Annotated in this window: 15 protein-coding genes; 9 read left to right on the top strand and 6 right to left on the bottom strand. The window is 74.7% G+C overall.

Features of this window, described 5'->3' with window-relative positions; all coding sequences use genetic code 11:
• Nucleotides 1-30 precede the first annotated feature (30 nt).
• Nucleotides 31-858: an enoyl-CoA hydratase family protein gene (locus AC07FY_RS20605; protein ID WP_479008168.1), complete on the top strand. Its 828-nt coding sequence runs from the start codon at nt 31-33 to the stop codon at nt 856-858.
• A gap of 4 nt (nt 859-862) precedes the next feature.
• The gene (locus AC07FY_RS20610; protein ID WP_479008170.1) at nt 863-3,127 is read left to right on the top strand and encodes a bifunctional salicylyl-CoA 5-hydroxylase/oxidoreductase; all 2,265 of its coding nucleotides are present in this window, start codon (nt 863-865) and stop codon (nt 3,125-3,127) included.
• A gap of 16 nt (nt 3,128-3,143) precedes the next feature.
• On the opposite strand, the gene AC07FY_RS20615 is transcribed toward AC07FY_RS20610, so the two are convergent.
• The 3 genes from AC07FY_RS20615 to AC07FY_RS20625 form a co-directional block, all read right to left on the bottom strand.
• A complete protein-coding gene (locus AC07FY_RS20615) occupies nt 3,144-3,983 on the bottom strand; it encodes a GNAT family N-acetyltransferase (RefSeq protein WP_479008172.1) in 840 nt (279 codons plus the stop codon).
• A 114-nt stretch (nt 3,984-4,097) separates the two neighbouring features.
• On the bottom strand, nt 4,098-4,910 hold the full coding sequence (locus AC07FY_RS20620; protein WP_479008174.1) for a PaaX family transcriptional regulator: 813 nt from the start codon (nt 4,908-4,910) through the stop codon (nt 4,098-4,100).
• A gap of 4 nt (nt 4,911-4,914) precedes the next feature.
• Nucleotides 4,915-6,546, bottom strand: coding sequence for an AMP-binding protein (locus tag AC07FY_RS20625; RefSeq protein ID WP_479008176.1), 1,632 nt, complete (start codon nt 6,544-6,546; stop codon nt 4,915-4,917).
• 143 nt (nt 6,547-6,689) lie between these two features.
• Here AC07FY_RS20625 and AC07FY_RS20630 point away from each other — a divergent pair, with 143 nt between their 5' ends.
• Nucleotides 6,690-7,829, top strand: a complete 1,140-nt coding sequence (locus AC07FY_RS20630) for an acyl-CoA dehydrogenase family protein (protein WP_479008178.1) — start codon at nt 6,690-6,692, stop codon at nt 7,827-7,829.
• A complete protein-coding gene (locus AC07FY_RS20635) occupies nt 7,826-8,224 on the top strand; it encodes a RidA family protein (protein WP_479008180.1) in 399 nt (132 codons plus the stop codon). Before AC07FY_RS20630 ends, AC07FY_RS20635 begins: the two co-directional genes overlap by 4 nt.
• A gap of 229 nt (nt 8,225-8,453) precedes the next feature.
• Here the strand turns inward: AC07FY_RS20635 and AC07FY_RS20640 are convergent, their stop codons facing one another.
• Nucleotides 8,454-8,663, bottom strand: a complete 210-nt coding sequence (locus AC07FY_RS20640; RefSeq protein WP_479008182.1) for a tautomerase family protein — start codon at nt 8,661-8,663, stop codon at nt 8,454-8,456.
• 36 nt (nt 8,664-8,699) lie between these two features.
• Nucleotides 8,700-9,428 carry an SDR family NAD(P)-dependent oxidoreductase gene (locus AC07FY_RS20645; RefSeq protein WP_479008184.1) on the bottom strand — a complete coding sequence of 243 codons (729 nt, stop codon included), beginning with the start codon at nt 9,426-9,428 and terminating at the stop codon, nt 8,700-8,702.
• 118 nt (nt 9,429-9,546) lie between these two features.
• Here AC07FY_RS20645 and AC07FY_RS20650 point away from each other — a divergent pair, with 118 nt between their 5' ends.
• Nucleotides 9,547-10,455, top strand: a complete 909-nt coding sequence (locus AC07FY_RS20650) for a LysR family transcriptional regulator (protein ID WP_479008186.1) — start codon at nt 9,547-9,549, stop codon at nt 10,453-10,455.
• A 45-nt stretch (nt 10,456-10,500) separates the two neighbouring features.
• Here the strand turns inward: AC07FY_RS20650 and AC07FY_RS20655 are convergent, their stop codons facing one another.
• Entirely contained in the window at nt 10,501-11,871 is a 1,371-nt protein-coding gene (locus AC07FY_RS20655; protein WP_479008188.1) for an aminopeptidase P family protein, read from the bottom strand.
• Between the two features lie 173 nt (nt 11,872-12,044).
• Between AC07FY_RS20655 and AC07FY_RS20660 the strand changes: the two genes are divergently transcribed.
• The 4 genes from AC07FY_RS20660 (at nt 12,045) to AC07FY_RS20675 (ending at nt 17,503) form a co-directional block, all read left to right on the top strand.
• A complete protein-coding gene (locus AC07FY_RS20660; protein WP_479008190.1) occupies nt 12,045-14,423 on the top strand; it encodes a collagenase in 2,379 nt (792 codons plus the stop codon).
• A gap of 81 nt (nt 14,424-14,504) precedes the next feature.
• Nucleotides 14,505-15,641 carry an NAD(P)/FAD-dependent oxidoreductase gene (locus tag AC07FY_RS20665; protein ID WP_479008192.1) on the top strand — a complete coding sequence of 379 codons (1,137 nt, stop codon included), beginning with the start codon at nt 14,505-14,507 and terminating at the stop codon, nt 15,639-15,641.
• Nucleotides 15,642-15,696: 55 nt separating this feature from the next.
• On the top strand, nt 15,697-16,011 hold the full coding sequence (locus AC07FY_RS20670) for a (2Fe-2S)-binding protein (protein ID WP_479008352.1): 315 nt from the start codon (nt 15,697-15,699) through the stop codon (nt 16,009-16,011).
• Nucleotides 15,992-17,503 (top strand): FAD-dependent oxidoreductase, encoded by a 1,512-nt coding sequence (locus tag AC07FY_RS20675; protein ID WP_479008194.1) that lies wholly within the window; start codon nt 15,992-15,994, stop codon nt 17,501-17,503. The genes AC07FY_RS20670 and AC07FY_RS20675 overlap by 20 nt, the downstream gene beginning before the upstream one ends.
• Nucleotides 17,504-17,548: the final 45 nt, after the last annotated feature.

A 17,548-nucleotide genomic window follows, 5' to 3' on the forward strand; every position in this document is an offset into this window, starting at 1 on the left:
GCAGTCACGATGCAGTGATACCGTCACGGTGTGAGCCCCTTCACCGGTTCCACTGAAGCGACCGAACGGTGGCGCCACCTGCGGGTAGCCCGGCAGGACGGCGTGGCCACCGTCACCTTCGACCGCCCCGAGAAGCTCAACGCGCTGACCTTCGGCGCCTACGCCGACCTGCGCGACCTGCTGGCCGAACTGTCCCGCGAACGGTCCGTGCGCGCCCTCGTGCTCGGCGGCGAGGGGCGCGGTTTCTGCTCCGGCGGAGACGTGGACGAGATCATCGGCGCCACCCTCGCCATGGACACCGCCGAGCTGCTGGACTTCAACCGGATGACCGGCCAGGTCGTGCGCGCGATCCGCGAGTGCCCCTTCCCGGTGATCGCCGCCGTGCACGGGGTGGCCGCCGGAGCCGGCGCCGTCCTCGCGCTCGCCGCCGACTTCCGGATCGCCGACCCCACCGCCCGCTTCGCGTTCCTCTTCACCCGCGTCGGCCTCTCCGGCGGGGACATGGGCGCGGCCTACCTGCTGCCCCGCGTCGTCGGCCTGGGCCACGCCACCCGCCTGCTGATGCTCGGAGAGCCCGTACGGGCCCCCGAGGCCGAGCGGATCGGCCTGCTCAGCGAGCTCACCGAGGAGGGCAAGGCGCACGTGCGGGCGGCCGAACTCGCCGCGCGGCTCGCCGCCGGACCAGCCCTCGCCCACGCCCAGACCAAGGCACTGCTCACCGCCGAACTCGACATGCCGCTGGCCGCGTCGGTGGAACTCGACGCCAACACCCAGGCGCTGCTGATGCACGGCCGGGACTACGCCGAGTTCCACGCGGCCTTCACGGGCAAGCGCCCGCCGGAGTGGAAGGGCAGGTAGCCGGATGGCGACGCGCCACACGTCCGCGGCCCCCCTGCGGGTCGCCGTCGTCGGAGGGGGGCCGGGCGGGCTGTACGCCGCCGCGCTGCTGGCCCGCCAGGGCCACGACGTCGAGGTCTGGGAACGCAACGCCCCCGACGACACCTTCGGCTTCGGCGTGGTCCTCTCCGACGAGACCCTCGGCGGCATCGAGCAGGCCGACGCCGCGGTGTACGCGGCCCTGAGCGCGGAGTTCGTGCGCTGGGACGACGTCGACATCGTGCACCGCGGGCGGCTGCTGACCTCCGGCGGCCACGGTTTCGCCGCCCTCGGGCGCCGCCGCCTGCTCCAGATCCTGCACGAGCGCTGCGCCGGGCTCGGCGTCCGCCTCCGCTTCCGCGCCGAGGCCCCCGACGCCTTCGCCCTGGCCGCCGGCCACGACCTGGTGGTCGCGGCGGACGGGGTGCACAGCGCGACCCGCGAGGCCGGAGCCGACCGCTTCGGGCCGGCCGTGACCGGCGGGCGGTGCCGGTACGTCTGGCTCGCCGCCGACTTCGCCTTCGACGCCTTCCGCTTCGAGATCGCCGAGACCGAACACGGCGTCATGCAACTGCACGCCTACCCCTACGCCGCCGACGCCTCCACCGTCATCGTCGAGATGCGCGAGGAGGTGTGGCGGGCGGCGGGCCTCGACCTGTGCGACGAGGACGAGTCCGCCGCCCGCTGCGCCAAGGTCTTCAGCGATGCCCTGCGCGGGCGGCCGCTGCGCGGCAACCGCTCCGCCTGGACGCGGTTCCGCACCGTCGTCAACGCCCGGTGGTCGCACGGGAACGTGGTCCTGCTCGGCGACGCGGCCCACACCGCGCACTTCTCCATCGGATCCGGTACCAAACTGGCCGTCGAGGACGCCCTCGCCCTCGCCGAGGCGATCCGTACCGAGCCCGATGTACCGGCCGCGCTCGCGGCCTACGAGGCGGCCCGGCGGCCGGCGGTCGCCAGCACCCAGCGGGCCGCGGCCGCCAGCATGCGCTGGTTCGAGGAGATCGCCGGATACACCGACCAGCCCGCGCGGCAGTTCGCCTTCAACCTCCTCACGCGCAGCCGCCGCGTCACCCACGACAACCTGCGGCTGCGCGACACCCGGTTCACCCGGGCCGTGGAACGGGACTTCGGCTGCCCGGACGAGGCGACCCCGCCCATGTTCACCCCCTTCACCCTGCGCGGGCTGACCCTGCGCAACCGGGTCGTCGTCTCACCCATGGACATGTACTCCGCCCGCGACGGGGTCCCCGGCGACTTCCACCTGGTGCACCTGGGCGCCCGGGCGCTCGGCGGGGCCGGCCTGGTCATGACGGAGATGGTGTGCGTCAGCGCCGAGGGCCGGATCACCCCCGGCTGTACCGGCCTGTACACCGCGGAGCAGGCCGCCGCCTGGCAGCGGATCACCGACTTCGTCCACGCCTCGGCCCCCGGCACCGCACTCGGCGTCCAGCTCGGGCACTCCGGCCGCAAGGGCTCCACCCGGCTCATGTGGGAGGGCATGGACGACCCCCTCCCGGAGGGCAACTGGCCCTTGGTGGCCGCCTCCGCGCTGCCCTACCGGCCGGGTGTCTCCGTCGTCCCCCGCGCCCTGACCCGCGCGGACATGGCCGCGGTCCGGTCCGCGTTCGCGGCCGCCGCGGTCCGCGCCGCCGACTGCGGTTTCGACCTGCTGGAACTGCACTGCGCCCACGGCTACCTGCTCTCCGGGTTCCTCTCCCCGCTGACCAACCACCGCACCGACGCCTACGGCGGCACCCTGGAGAACCGGCTGCGCTTCCCCCTGGAGGTCTTCGACGCCGTGCGCGCCGCATGGCCCGCGGACCGGCCGATGACGGTCCGCCTCTCCGCCACCGACTGGGCACCCGACGGCACCTCGCCCGAGGACGCGGTCGGGATCGCGGCCGCCTTCGCCGCCCACGGCGCGGACGCCATCGACGTCTCGACCGGGCAGGTCGTCGCGGACGAGGCACCGGAGTACGGGCGCTCGTACCAGACCCCCTACGCGGACCGGATCCGCAACGCGCTGGGCGTCCCCGTCATCGCCGTCGGCGCCATCTCCTCCTGGGACGACGTGAACTCCCTGCTCCTGGCCGGGCGGGCGGACCTGTGCGCCGTCGGCCGGCCCCACCTCTACGACCCGCACTGGACCCTGCACGCCGCCGCCGACCAGTCCTACGAGGGCCCGGCCGCACCCTGGCCGCAGCCCTACCGGGCCGGCAGCCGCAAGCCCCCGACGGGACGCGGCTGACACTCGGACGCCGCGCTCAGGCCGGCACGATCTCGGCCCGGTCCTCGACCGGGGTGTAACCCAGCCGCAGGTAGACGCCGTTGCTGGTCGGGTTGGCCAGGTCCGTGAAGAGCAGGACCTCCGAGGCGCCCGCCGCGTACGCCGCCAGGCTCGCCGCGTGCGTGGCCCCGGCCGCGTAGCCGCGGCCCCGCAGCTCGGGCGGGGTGTAGACCGGCCCGACCCGGGAGGCCGCGCCGATCGGGCGGGAGAAGGACGCCAGTGACACGGGGGCCGCGTCGTGCTCCCACAGCAGGAAGCCGCCGTAGGACACCCGGTCACGCAGCGCGGCCTCGGACGCCGGGCCCGGCAGCCCCAGCTCCTCGTCGAAAGCCGTGATCCACTTCCGCAGCAGCGGCAGGTCCTCCCCGGTGGCCCGCCGTGCCCGCCCGGCGGGCGCGGGATCCGGGGCGATCAGGCCGGTCAGCCGGTAGAGCCGGTTCTCCTCGGCCGTGCGCGTGGGCCGGCCCCAGGCGCGGGCCAGCGCCTCGGCGTCCGCGCGGCGGGCGTTGAAGCCGGGGACTGCGGCGAGCAGCGGCTCGGTGGCCAGGCACCGCGCCAGCGCCCCGACCGCCTCCGGGGGCAGCGCACCGAGCTGGAGGGGATGGGGCGGGGTGCACAGCAGCCCCGCCGACACGGCGCCGTCGGGCCCGGTCCACCAGCCGAAGACGGGGTCGGCGGGGCCGTAGGCATGGGGGCCGCGCCGTTCCAGCGCGTCGGCCACGGTCAGCAGGAGCGTGTTGGGCACGGGTTGCGCGGCCACGGCCGGGCCGGCCGCGGCCAGATAGGCGGCGAGGTCGGAACTGAAGGTCCAGGTCATGGCACATCCTGGCGCGACGCGCGAGTCCCGCGCATCCGCATTTCCCGCGGGCCCGCCCGCTCGGCCGGGCCCGCGGGCCGCGCGTGGCCGCGCGCGGCCGCGCCGGACGGCCGGCTACGGCTGGGCGAACCGGGCGCCGGTGTCCCGCAACCGGGCGTGCAACTCGGCGAAGACGGCCGCGGAGCGGTCGCCCGGCCAGTCCGCCGGGAGCAGTGCGCGCGGCAGGCCCGGGTCGGCGTACGGCAGGCGGCGCCAGCTGTCCAGGGCCAGCAGGTAGCCCCGGTACGCCTCCTCCGGGGTCGGGGCGGGACCCGACTGGAGGGCACGCAGGACGGGCTCGTGCTGGTCCAGGAACTCCTCGTGCTGCTTGGCCAGGGACGCCAGGTCCCACCAGCGGGCCACCGCCTCGGCGGTGGGGGCGAAACCGAGGTGGGCGCCCCGGAAGAGCTCCACGTACGCGGTCAGGTGCAGCCGCTCCAGCGTGTGCCCGGTCTCCCCGTGCAGCCGGGCCGGGGCGATCCACACGCCCGGCGCCACCGAGCCGAAGCCCAGCCGGGCCAGCCGGGAGCGGAGCAGGTGCCGCTTGTGCCGCTCCTGCTCGGGGACGGAGAACACCGCCACCAGCCACTCGTCCGAGGCTCCGGCCCCGCCCCCGGGGTTCCCGTAGATCCGGCGGTCGCCGTCGTCCAGCAGCTGGCGGGCCTCCGCGGAGAGCTCGTACGCCGCCGAACCGTCCGCCGCGCGGGCCGGCAGCAGGAAGCCGCGCCGCTTCAGCCGGGACACCGACGAGCGGACCGACGGGGCGTCCGTACCGGCCGCGCCCAGCAGGCGCACCAGCGCGGACACCGGGACCGGGCCCTCGAAGGCCCGCCCGTAGGCGCCGTAGAACGTGACGATCAGGGATCGCGGAGTGTGCTGCTCGACCACGGCTTCACTCTAGATCCCTCAGCCGGAACCGTTGCAGCTTGCCCGTGGCGGTCCGGGGGAGGGCGGGCAGGAACACGAAGGAGCGCGGGCACTTGTGAGGGGCCAGTTCCGCCCGCATGAAGGTGCGCAGGTCCTCCTCGGTGAGCCCCGAGCCCTCCCGCGTGACGGTGTACGCCACGACCACCTGCCCGCGCCGCTCGTCCGGGCGGCCCACCACGGCGGCCTCCAGCACGTCCGGGTGGCGCAGCAGGGCCTCCTCCACCTCCGGGCCCGCGATGTTGTACCCCGCCGAGATGATCATGTCGTCGGCGCGGGCGACGTAGCGGAAGTAGCCCTCCGTATCGCGCACGTAGGTGTCGCCGGTCAGGTTCCACCCGTCCCGTACGTACTCCCCCTGCCGCGGATCGGCCAGGTAGCGGCAGCCCACCGGGCCGCGGACGGCCAGCAGGCCGGGCTCGCCGTCCGCGACCGGGCGGCCCGCGCGGTCCACGACGCGGGCCTGCCAGCCGGGGACCACCCGGCCGGTGGTGCCCGGCCGGATGTCGTCGTCGGCGGCGGAGATGAAGATGTGCAGCAGTTCCGTGGCCCCGATGCCGTTGATGATCCGCAGGCCGGTGCGCTCGTGCCAGGCCCGCCAGGTCGCTTCGGGCAGGTTCTCGCCCGCCGAGACGCAGCGGCGCAGTGCGGACAGGTCGTGCACGCCGACGTCGGACGGGCCGAGCGCGTCCAGCATCGTCCGGTAGGCGGTGGGCGCGGTGAACAACACCGTCACCCGGTGCTCGGCGAGCGCGGGCAGCAGGTGGCGCGGCCCCGCCTCGGCCAGCAGCAGCGCGCAGGCCCCGGCCCGCAGCGGGAAGACGACCAGCCCGCCCAGGCCGAAGGTGAACCCCAGGGGAGGGCTGCCCGCGAAGACGTCGTCGGGGCGGGGGCGCAGCACGGCGCGGGAAAAGGTGTCGGCGATGGCCAGCAGGTCCCGGTGGAAGTGCATGCACCCCTTGGGCCGGCCGGTGGTTCCCGAGGTGAAGGCGATCAGGGCGACATCGTCGGCCGAGGTGGCGACGGCGGGGAACGGCCGGCCCGCGTGCCGGCCGGCCAGGCGCAGCAGATCGTCCCGGGCCCCGCCGCCGTACGGGGTGATGCGCAGCTCCGGCACCTCGGCCTTGACCAGGTCGTCCCAGGCGTCCACGTGGCACAGGGCGTGCCGCACCCGGGCCATCGCGCAGACCGTGGCCAGCTCCTGGGCGCGCTGCTGGGGCAGTACGGTCACCGCCACCGCGCCCGCCTTGAGCACCGCGAGCCAGCAGGCGGCGAGCCAGGGGCCGGTGGGGCCGCGCAGCAGCACCCGGTTGCCGGGGACGACCCCGAGGTCGTCGGTGAGGACGTGGGCGAGGCGGTCCACGCGCTCGCGCAGCGCGCCGTACGTCCACACCTCGCCCCCGGCGCCGCGGAACGCCGGCCGGTCGGCGCCCCCGGGTTCGAACCGGGCGATGGTGGCGTCGAGCAGCTCCGCAGCGCAGTTCAGCCGGTCGGGATAGGCCAGTTCGGGCAGTTCGAAGAGGAGCTCCGGCCAGGTGTCCGGGGGCGGCAGATGATCGCGCGCAAAGGTGTCGGCGTGAGCGGAAGGCTTGAGATCCAAGGCGGGTTCGCCCCCTTGCGACGGTCCCGGATGCGGTGGAGCCGGCCGTGCGGTCTCCCCCGGATCCCGCCGGGGGGTACCGAAGCAGCGTATCGTGATGGTGACGACAGTCAACAGGACGCGATAGAAGCGGGGATGTTCGGATGAACGGATTCGCGCTCGGTGCGGACCAGGAGGCGTGGTGCGGGCAGTTGCGCGCCCAGGCGGCCGACCGGCTGAGGCCGCTGGCCGAGAAGGGGGAGCCGGGACGGGTCAACCGGCCGCTGCTCGCGGCGCTGGGCGAGCTCGGCCTGCTCGAGCGGGTGTTCTCCTCGGGCGCGCTCGAACTGTGCCTGCTGCGGGAGTCGCTCGCCTACGGTTGCACGGAGGCCGAGACGGCCCTCGCCCTCCAGGGGCTCGGGGCGTATCCGGTGCTGCGCTCGGGCAGCGGGGCGCAGCGCGAGCGGTGGCTGCCGCGGGTGCGCGCCGGGCGGGCGGTGGCGGCCTTCGCGCTGAGCGAGCCCGGGGCTGGGTCGGACGCGGCGGCGCTGAGCCTGGCGGCCGTGCCGGACGCCGGCTCCGGCTCCGGCGGCGGCTGGCGGCTCACCGGTGAGAAGTGCTGGATCTCCAACGCCCCGGAGGCGGACTTCTACACCGTGTTCGCCCGCACGGGCGAAGGGCCGGGCGCCAAGGGGATCTCGGCCTTCCTCGTCCCGGCGGACCGCCCCGGGCTCACCGGCGAGCCGCTCGACATGCTGTCCCCGCACCCCATCGGCTCGCTGGCCTTCGACGGCGTCCCGGTCGGCCGGGAGGACCTGCTCGGCGAGCCCGGGCAGGGCTTCCGGGTCGCGATGGACACGCTGAACCTGTTCCGGCCCAGCGTCGGGGCGTTCGCCGTGGGCATGGCGCGGGCCGCGCTCGACGCGACGCTCGCCCACACCGCGGACCGGGCGGCGTTCGGCGGCCGGCTGAGCGACCTGCAGGCGGTGGCGCACCGGGTGGCCGAGATGGCCACCCGCACCGAGGCGGCCCGGCTGCTGGTGTACGCGGCGGCCGGTGCCTACGACGGCGGTGCGCCGGACGTTCCCCGGCGCGCGGCGATGGCCAAGCTCCTGGCGACGGAGACCGCCCAGTACGTCGTGGACCACGCGGTCCAACTGCACGGGGCGGTCGCCCTGCGGCGGGGGCACCTGCTGGAACACCTCTACCGGGAGGTGCGGGCGCCGAGGATCTACGAAGGGGCGAGCGAGGTGCAGCGCACGATCATCGCGAAGGAGCTGTACCGGGGGGTGGCCGCACGATGAGCCTGGAACGGATCAACCCCGCGGAGCTGTCCCCCGCGACGGGCTTCTCCCATGCGGTGGCCGCGACCGGGTCCCGGCTGGTGTTCCTGGCCGGGCAGACGGCCCTGGACCGGGCGGGCGAGGTGGTGGGGGAGACCCTGCCGGAGCAGTTCGAGCGGGCCCTGTCCAATCTGCTGACGGCCCTCGCGCAGGCCGGTGGGGCGCCGGGGGACCTGGCCCGCGTCACCGTCTACGCCGTGGACGTGGCGGCCTACCGGGACTGCGCGGGCGAACTCGGCCGCATCTGGCGGAAACTGGCCGGCCGCGACTACCCGGCGATGGCCGTCATCGGCGTGACCCGCCTCTGGGACGACCAGGCCCTGATCGAACTCGACGGCGTGGCCGTCCTCGCGTAGCACGGAGCCCCGCCGCGCCGGGAGGTGACCGGCTCCGTGCTGCGGCGGCCCGATCCGAAAGGCACGCCCTGGTGCGGTGACCGGAAGGGTTCACCGCGTCGCGGAGCCCGGCACGGCACCTCGCCGCGTTGTCGGACCGCGCACGTACGTCCGGTACGAGCCGCGCCCCTCCGTCTTGCGATGCAGCGCACCGGACACCGCGACCCGGCAAACCTTTCCGGCCGCAGCCCTAGCCGCGGGCTTGGCGGCGGCGGTACTCGTCGGTGGGGACGCCGCCCACGCCCCAGTCCTCGAGGGCGACCTCGTCGATGAGGACGAAGGTGGTCGCCGGGTCCTTGTCGAGGACCCTGACCAGCAGGTCGGTGACACCGGCGATGATCTCGGCCTTCTGGGCGGCGGTGGCGCCCTCACGGGTGATCTTGACGTTGACGTACGGCATGGCGGAAGTCCTTCCGGAGAGGGGGGTGGGGAGTGGTCAGGAGCGGCCGGTGACGTGGCCGCCGTCCACGCGCAGGGCGTGGCCCGTCACGAAGCCGGCGCCCGCGAGGTACAGCACCGCTTCGGCGATCTCGGAGGCCTCCCCGACCCGGTTGAGGAGGGCGAGCCCGCCGAAGGCGTCCACGTCGGAGCTTTCGTGCAGGGGGGTGCGGATGATGCCGGGCGAGACGAGGTTGACGCGGATGCCGTCGGCTGCCAGCTCTGCGGCCAGGCTCGTGGTCAGCCCGTGCACACCGGCCTTGCTGACCACCGGCGCGCTGGCCGGGAAGCCGGCCAGCCCGTGGTCCACCAGGACGGTGCCGATGTTGACGATGCTGCCGCCCTCGCCCTGCGCGCGCAGGGCCCGCACCACGGCCTGGGTGGTGAGGTACGTGCCCTTGAGGTTGCCCGTCAGGAAGCCGTCGAGTTCGGCCTCGGTGACCTCGGTGAAGGGCTTGGGGGCGAAGGTGCCGGCGTTGTTGACCAGGACGTCGACGCGGCCGAAGCGCTCCAGAGCCGTACGCACGAGGGCCTCGCCGGTCTCCCGCTCGGCGATGCTGCCCGCGACCCACGCGGTGCGCTCCGGATGGCCGAGGCCGGCGGCGGCCTTGGCGAGGCGGTCGGCGTCGCGGCCGTTCAAAACGACGTTCGCGCCGCTCGCCAGGAAGGCCCGGGCGATGTCCAGGCCGATGCCGCTGGAGGAACCGGTGACGAGAGCAGTGGTCATGGCGGGTGCCTTTCGGGGCGGGTTGCCGGACTGGTCCGTCCGGCTGACACCTCAGAACCTATGGACCCCCAACCCATAACACCACGACGTAGATTGGAGCGTGTGATAATCCCAGGTTATGGATGTGGACCTGCGTGACCTGGAGCTCCTGGACGCCACCGCCGAGGCCGGGTCCCTGACGGCCGCCGCCGAGCGGCTGTACGTCAGCCAGCCGGCCCTCAGCCAGCGGCTCACCCGGCTGGAGGCCCGGCTCGGCATGCAGCTCTTCGACCGCAAGGGCCGCCGCCTCGTGCCCAATGCGGCGGGCCGCCGGCTGCTGGTCGCCGCCCGCCAGATCCTCGGCGAATTGGAGTCGGCCTCCCGCGACCTGAGGGAGATGCGTGACGGGCGCGGCCGGCGGGTCCGCTTCACCGCGCAGTGCAGCACCACCTTCCCGTGGCTGCCGCCCGTGCTGCGCGCCTTCCGCGCGCGGGAGCCGGACATCGACGTGCGCATCGAGGCCGTCGCCGACGACGCCCCGATCCCGGCGCTGCTCGCCGACCTGGTCGACGTCGCGCTGGTCACCAAGCCGGACCTGCAGATGGACCGGGTGTCCCTGACCAAGCTGTTCGACGACGAGATGATGGCCGTGGTGCCCGCCGCACACCCGTGGGCCTCCCTCGGGCACCTGACCGCGCGTGATTTCGACGGCGCCGACCTGGTCCTCTACGACGGCTACGACCAGAACCGCATCCCGTCGATGCCGCTGCCGATCCCGGCCGGGGCCCGGCCGGGCCGGATCACCACCATGCCGGTGGTGACCGACCTGGTGATCGAGATGGTGGCGGGCGGCCAGGGCGTGACCGTGCTCCCCAACTGGGTGGCCGCCCCGTACGTCTCCTCGCACGGCCTCGCGCTCGTCCGCATCGGCGAGGAGCCGCTGACCCGCACCTGGTTCTGCGCCACCCGGACCGGCCCGCGCCCGCCCCACCTCGAAGCCTTCGTCGAGGAACTCACGACCCTCCTCACCGCCCCGATCAGCGGCTAGTGCTGTGAACCCGTCCGGTCACAGCACCCGCCCGTCACCTCCGGCTCAACCCTCCAGCAGCCGCCCCATCCACTCCTCGATGCCCGCCACCGTGCGCGGCAGGGCGCCCGACATCAGGCGTGCCCCGTCCGCCGTGACGACCAGGTCGTCCTCGATGCGGACCCCGATGCCGCGCAGCTCCGGCGGCAGGGTCTCGTCGTCCGGCTGGAGGTACAGCCCCGGCTCCACCGTGAGGACCTGGCCCTCCTCCAGGACCCCGTCCAGGTAGGCGTCCGCCCGCGCCTTCGCGCAGTCGTGGACGTCCAGGCCCAGCATGTGCCCGCTGCTGCACAGCGTGTACCGCCGGTGCAGGTCGCCCTCCGCGTGCTTCAGGACGCCCCACTCCGCCAGGCCCTCCGCGATCACCCGCATCCCGGCCCGGTGGAAGTCCCCGAACCTGGCGCCGGGCCGCAGGGCGGCGATGCCGGCCTCCTGGGCGGCCAGGACCAGTTCGTACACCTGCCGCTGGACGGAGCTGAAGCGTCCGGACAGCGGGAGGGTGCGGGTGATGTCCGCCGTGTACAGGGTGTCCGTCTCCACACCCGCGTCCAGGAGCAGCAGCTCGTCCCCGTCCAGCCGGCCGTCGTTGCGGATCCAGTGCAGCGTGCAGGCGTGCGCGCCCGCCGCCGCGATCGTCTCGTACCCGGTGCCGTTGCCCTCCGCCCGGGCCCGGAGGTTGAACACCCCCTCGACCCACCGCTCCCCGCGCGGGTGGGCCAGGGCGCGCGGCAGCGCCCGTACGACGTCTTCGAAGCCCGCCGCCGTGTGGTCCACCGCCAGTTGGAGCTGTACGACCTCCCACGCGTCCTTCACCAGCCGCAACTCGGAGAGCGCCGAAGCGAGTTCCGGATCATCGGACGCGTCGCGGCCGGTCGGTGAGCCCAGCAGGTCCAGGTGGGCGCAGCGCAGGCCGGTGAGGCGCTCCGCCTCCGCGAGGTCCGGGCGGCGGCCCACCCAGAACTCGCCGTAGCGGCGGTCGCGGAAGAACTCCTCGTTGCCGTCCGCGCGCGGGGAGCGCGGCCGCAGGTAGAGCACCGCCTCGTGCGCGTGCGGTCCGGAGGGCTCCATCACCAGGACGTGCCCCGCCTGGTCCTCACCCGTCAGGCCCGTCAGCCACGCGTACGCGCTGTGCGGCCGGAAGCGGTGGTCGCAGTCGTTGGAGCGGACCTTCAGCGTGCCGGCCCGGATGACCAGCCGCTCGCCGGGGAAGCGGGCCGAAAGCCGCGCCCGGCGGGCCGGGGTGACCGCGTGGGCGGGCACCCGGTCGGAGCCGGGCAGCGGGGAGGCGGCCCAGTGGTCCGCCATGAACCGGGACAACTCCGGGGATACCGGGAGGTCGTGGCTCCCCGTGTGCAGGCGGGGAGGGGTGTCGGTCACGGGATGCTCCTCAAGAAGGTGCGAACTGGTGGGCGCACGGGTCTTGTCAGTGCAATTTCACATTACTATGTTACAGCTCACACTCCGGCACGTTAATCCCCGTCAAACGCCGTGTGATGCAGGGCCGTTCACCGCACCACCCCCCACCCCGCCTCTCCCACCAGGAGTTCCCGGTGTCCATGCACAGAGTCGTGCGTTCGTCCCTCCTCGCCTCCGCCGTCGCGGTGACCCTCCTCGCCTCGGCCGGCCAGGCCGTCACCCAGGCCGCCGAGGCCCCGGTCCCGGCCGCCTTCACCGGCGCCCGGGCCCCGCTGGCCGCCCCGGCGTCCGCGCCGAACCCCTTCGACGAGGTCGACCACCTCGCCAACGCGGCCGACGCCACTCCCGCCCCCGCGCCGGCCCCGGGCGGGCAGGCCATCACCGGGCAGGTCCCCGGCGCGGCCACGGCCGCCACCGCGCCCGCCGAGCGCACGGAGAAGAGCCGAACGGCGGTCGCCCAGGCGGCCCCCACCGCACGCAGCGTCGGCGCCGGCGTCCCCTGCACCCTCGACGGGATCACCGGCCTCGGCCCGGAGCAGTTCGCCGACTTCCTCGCCGACCAGGCCGTGCTCGCGGACGGCTGCCTGCGCGGCCTCGTCTGGACCTGGGACGCCCGGCTGGCGCCGGTGATGTCCGACGCCCACGTCCAGGCCGTCTCCCGCCGGATATCGAGCCTGGCCGCCGCCCACGACGGCCGCAACTCCTCCCACCTGGAGGAGATGTTCACCTACCTGCACGCGGTCGCCTACCACGACCACTCCCGCTCCGAGGTCGACGCCACCGACGCGCCGACCGTGGCCGCCATGCGCCAGGCCATAGCCGACTTCGCCGCCGCCGCCCGCACCTTCGACGTGACCGCGTCCAACGCCCGCACCCTGCGCGAGGCCCTGTACGCGGGCAGCGCCCCCGGCCTGCGCCAGCACCAGCTCGGCCTCATCACCAAGGTCCTGGCGACGATGGGCCCGGCCCACCCGGCCACCCACCACGACGCCGCCTGGGCCGGCGCCGCCCTCGCCGCGCTCTCCGTCAACTACCTCGGGGTCTACCCCGGCAACCAGGACGCCGCCTTCCACGCCGCGGTCGCCGGCAACGCCCCCTACCGCGCCGCCTTCAAGGCCTTCGCGGGCCACACCCACCTCAAGGACACGGGCAACGCCTGGGTGGCGCGCGACGCGCTCAGCGAGTACGGCCGGTTCGGCCAGGTCGAGGGCCTGCGGGACCAGGTCGTCGCCGACCTGGGCGCGATGCTGGAGCCGGTCAAGGCCGCGCTCGGCACCGGGCCGTGGGCCAAGGTCGTCTCCTGGCTCGACTTCTACGGGGCGTGCAAGCCGTACGGAGTGTGCAAGGAGGACATCGAGCGGCAGATCTTCCCCCACACCTACGTCTACGACAACGGCGCCATCAAGGTCCGCACCGCCCTCGACCGGGCCACCGTCGACCAGCTGTACTACGCGAGCAAGCAGGTCAAGAGCCAGTTCCACCGGGTGGTCGGCACCGATCAGCCGCTGGCCGGCGACCCCAACACCACGCTGAACATCGTGCTGTACGCCTCCCGCGCGGACTACGAGAACTACCACCCGGTCCTGACCGGCTACGACACGAACAACGGCGGCATCTACATCGAGAACGGCGCCACCTTCTACACCTACCAGCGCCGCGTCCCGCAGGACTCCTCGCTCACCCTCGAGGAGCTCTTCCGCCACGAGTACACCCACTACCTCAACGGCCGCTTCGCTGTCCCCGGCTTCTTCGGCGAAGGCCCCTGGTACGAGGGCGACCGCACGACCGCCATGGACGAGGGCACGGCCGAGTTCTTCGACGGCGCCACCCGCGACAACGGCATCGCCGTCCGCAAGTCGCTGGTCAAGAGCATCATCAACGACACCGCGAACGGCGGTCCGCGGATGACCGTCGAGCAGGTGCTGAACGCCACCTACGACGGCGACGGCTTCCGCTTCTACAGCTACGCCGGCACCTTCTTCGAGTTCCTGTGGACCGAGAAGCCGAGCCTGCTGCGCGAGATGTACACGCACCTGCGGGCCGATGACGTGGCGGCCTACGACGGCTGGCGCCACCGCCTGGGCTCCGACACCTACCTCCAGCGCGCCTACGACCGCTTCCTGGACGCGCAGATCGCCAAGGTGGACCAGCTCTTCGTGCCGAACACCACCTTCACCCCGAACGACCAGCTGCGCGACGCGGCGCTGGCCTCGGTCAAGTCCTCCTTCGCCACCGCCACGTACAACACCCCGGACTGCGTCGAGAACGGCGACGCGGGCAAGCGCCGCTTCACCTGCACCGGGCGGATCAGCGCGAACCTGAAGAACTGGCGGAGCGACGACCAGAACTTCAAGGACATGTCAGAGACGGTCGACTACTTCATCCTCGACCGGGCGGGCGCCGCCTCCACCAACCTGGCCGACATGAACTGCTCCTTCGGGCCGGTCGAGATCTGGACGAACAAGACCGCCGGCACGTCGAGTTACAGCTGCGAGGGCCCGCTCCGCAGCTGATCCCGCACCGGACCGGCCCCTGCCCGGGCCGGTCCGGGCGGCCGTCTGGGCAGCTACTAAAGAATGTGACATATTACTGCCGTGCTCAAGAGACACCCCCTGGACGCCGTCATCATCGGCGCCGGCGTCGTCGGAGCGGCGTGCGCCTATTACGCGGCCCGCGCCGGCCTCCGCGTGGCCGTGGTCGACCGCGGTCCCGTCGCGGGCGGCACGACGGGCGCCGGCGAGGGCAACCTGCTCGTCTCCGACAAGGAGGCCGGCCCCGAGCTCGACCTCGCGCTGCTCTCCGCCGGCCTCTGGCGCGAGCTGGCGGCCGTCCTCCCCCAGGAGATCGAGTACGAGGCCAAGGGCGGCCTCGTCGTCGCCCCGCACCAGGCTTCGCTCCAGGCCCTGCGGACCTTCGCGGAAGGCCAGCGCACGGCCGGCGTCGAGGCGGTCGAGGCCGACCCGGACGACCTGCGCGACCTGGAACCCCATCTGGCACGGGGCCTCGCGGGAGGATTCCACTATCCGCAGGACACCCAGGTGCAGCCCGCCCAGGCGGCCGCCCGGCTGCTGGCCGCGTCGGGCGCCGAAGTCCACCTCGGTGAGGAGGTGACGGGCTTCGTCCGCTCCGGCGAGGCGGTCCGCGGGGTCCGCACCGCGCACCGCGAACTGCTCGCCCCCGCCGTGGTGAACGCGGCGGGCACCTGGGCCGGAGCCGTCGCGGAGCTCGCGGGCGTGACCCTGCCGGTTCTGCCGCGCCGCGGCTTCGTCCTGGTGACGGAGCCGCTGCCGAGGGTGGTCCGGCACAAGGTCTACGCCGCCGACTACATCGCGGACGTCGCCAGCGGCTCCGCCGCGCTGCAGTCCTCGGCCGTGGTCGAGGGCACGCCCTCGGGGCCGGTCCTGATCGGGGCCACCCGCGAGCGCGTCGGCTTCGACCGCGGCCTGTCGACCGAGGCGCTGCGCCGGCTGGCCGCACAGGCGGCGGCGCTCTTCCCCGTGCTGGCGGACGTGAACGTCCTGCGCGCCTACCACGGCTTCCGGCCCTACCTCCCCGACCACCTTCCGGCGATCGGCCAGGACCCGCGCCGCCCCGGCCTGCTGCACGCCTGCGGCCACGAGGGAGCGGGCATCGGCCTGGCCCCGGCCACGGGCCTGCTGGTCGCGGCGGCCCTGACGGGGGCCGAACCCCCGCTGCCCCTCGCGCCGTTCCGCCCGGAGCGCTTCGCGTGAGCGCCGCGCGCCGACCCGGCCGGGCCGCCGCACCACCCCGCCCGAGGAGGAGATCCTGATGCGCACCCCCCGCTCCCTGGTCGGCGGCGCCCCCGCGGCCGTGTACGCCATCCGGTTCGACGGACGCGAACTGCCCGTGCAGGCCGGGCAGTCCATCGCCGCCGTGCTGTGGGCCGCCGGGATCCTCGCCTGGCGCACCACCCGCGACGGCGGCGCCCCGCGCGGCGCCTTCTGCGGGATCGGCAGCTGCTACGACTGCCTGGTCACGGTCAACGGACGCCCGAACCAGCGCGCCTGCCTGGTTCCCGCCCGCGAGGGCGACACCGTCACCACGCAGGAAGGGACCGGCCATGCCGACCTCGCCGTCTGAGCCCGCGCGGCCGCCGTACCCCGCGCGGCCCACGCAACCCGCACAGCCCGCGGCGCCCCGCCCGGCCCCGGTCGACCTCGCGGTCGTCGGCGCCGGCCCGGCCGGTCTCGCCGCCGCCGTCACCGCCGCCGGCCTCGGCCTGCGCGTCACCGTCCTCGACGCCGGGGAGCGGCCCGGCGGGCAGTTCTACCGCCGGCCCGCGCCCGGCCTCGGCGCGGCCCGCCCCGAGGCGCTGCACCACGCCTGGTCGGCGTTCGCCACCCGCGAAGCCGCCTTCCGCGCGCACGAGTCGGCGGGCCGGATCACGTACCTGCCGGGGCGCCACGTGTGGACGGTGGTCCCGGGCCCGGCGGCGGACAACCCTTCGCGGTCCGCCGGCCGGTGGACCCTGCACGCCCTCGGGGCGGACGGGGAACCGGCCGCCGTCCACGCCCGGGCCGTACTGCTCGCGACCGGGGCCCACGAACGCCAGCTGCCCTTCCCCGGCTGGACGCTGCCCGGGGTCGTCGGGGCCGGCGGGGCGCAGGCGATGCTCAAGGGCGGGCTGGTCCTGCCCGGCAGGCGCGTGGTCGTCGCCGGGAGCGGACCGCTGCTGCTCGCGGTGGCCGGCTCGCTCGCCGCCGCCGGAGCCACCGTTGCGGCGGTGGTCGAGGCCGCCGCCTACACCGCGTACGCCGCCAGGACCCCGGTCCTGCTGCGCAACCCGGGCAAGCTCGTCGAGGGGGCGGTCCACGGCGCGGCCCTGGCCCGGCATCGCGTCCGGCTCCTCAGCCGGCACGCCGTGACCGAGGCCCACGGCGGCGACCGCCTCGAAGCCGTCACCGTGGCCCGCCTCGACCGCGACTGGCGCCCGCTGCCCGGCACCGCCCGCCGGATCCCGTGCGACGCCCTCGCCGTCGGCCACGGCCTGGTGCCCCAGCTGGAACTCGCCACCGGCGTCGGCTGCGCCACCCTCCGCAGCCCCGACGGCACCGTCGCCCTGGACTTGGACGCCGAGCAGCGGACCTCCGTCCCCGGCATCTGGTCCGCGGGGGAGACCGGCGGCGTCGGCGGGGCCCGACTGGCGCTGGTGGAGGGCGAACTGGCGGCCCACTCCATCGCGGACGCCCTGCGCGGCGGCGGGAGGGCCCTCCCGCCCCCTGCCTCCCGCCTCGCCCGCTCCCGCACGCGCCTGCGGGCCTTCGCCGGGGTGATGGGCGCCGCCCACCGGCCCGGCTCCGGATGGACCGGCTGGCTGCGGGACGACGCCGTCGTCTGCCGCTGCGAGGAGGTGCCGGCCGGCCGGATCCGCGAGGCCGCCGGTGAGCTCGGCGCACGCGACGCCCGTACGGTCAAGCTCCTCACCCGTGCGGGCATGGGCTGGTGCCAGGGCCGGATGTGCGCTCCTGCCGTTGCGGCCCTCGCCGGGGAGGCCCCGGTGGCCGACCGGCGGCCGCTGTCCTGCCCGGTTCCGCTGCGCCGGCTCGCCGAACTGCCCCCGGACACCGACTGATCGGACCGTCCCGCCCCTTGTGGCCACCTTGCACCCGCTAGTAAA

The sequence above is a fragment of the Streptomyces sp. NPDC045967 genome (genome assembly GCF_056430495.1).

Excerpts from the sequence above, each read along its gene's own strand:
- AC07FY_RS20650 (WP_479008186.1), top strand. The coding sequence starts at position 9,547 with ATGGATGTGGACCTGCGTGACCTGGAGCTCCTGGACGCCACCGCCGAG.
- AC07FY_RS20645 (WP_479008184.1), bottom strand. The coding sequence starts at position 9,428 with ATGACCACTGCTCTCGTCACCGGTTCCTCCAGCGGCATCGGCCTGGAC.
- AC07FY_RS20640 (WP_479008182.1), bottom strand. The coding sequence starts at position 8,663 with ATGCCGTACGTCAACGTCAAGATCACCCGTGAGGGCGCCACCGCCGCC.
- AC07FY_RS20615 (WP_479008172.1), bottom strand. The coding sequence starts at position 3,983 with ATGACCTGGACCTTCAGTTCCGACCTCGCCGCCTATCTGGCCGCGGCC.
- AC07FY_RS20630 (WP_479008178.1), top strand. The coding sequence starts at position 6,690 with ATGAACGGATTCGCGCTCGGTGCGGACCAGGAGGCGTGGTGCGGGCAG.
- AC07FY_RS20635 (WP_479008180.1), top strand. The coding sequence starts at position 7,826 with ATGAGCCTGGAACGGATCAACCCCGCGGAGCTGTCCCCCGCGACGGGC.
- AC07FY_RS20675 (WP_479008194.1), top strand. The coding sequence starts at position 15,992 with ATGCCGACCTCGCCGTCTGAGCCCGCGCGGCCGCCGTACCCCGCGCGG.
- AC07FY_RS20610 (WP_479008170.1), top strand. The coding sequence starts at position 863 with ATGGCGACGCGCCACACGTCCGCGGCCCCCCTGCGGGTCGCCGTCGTC.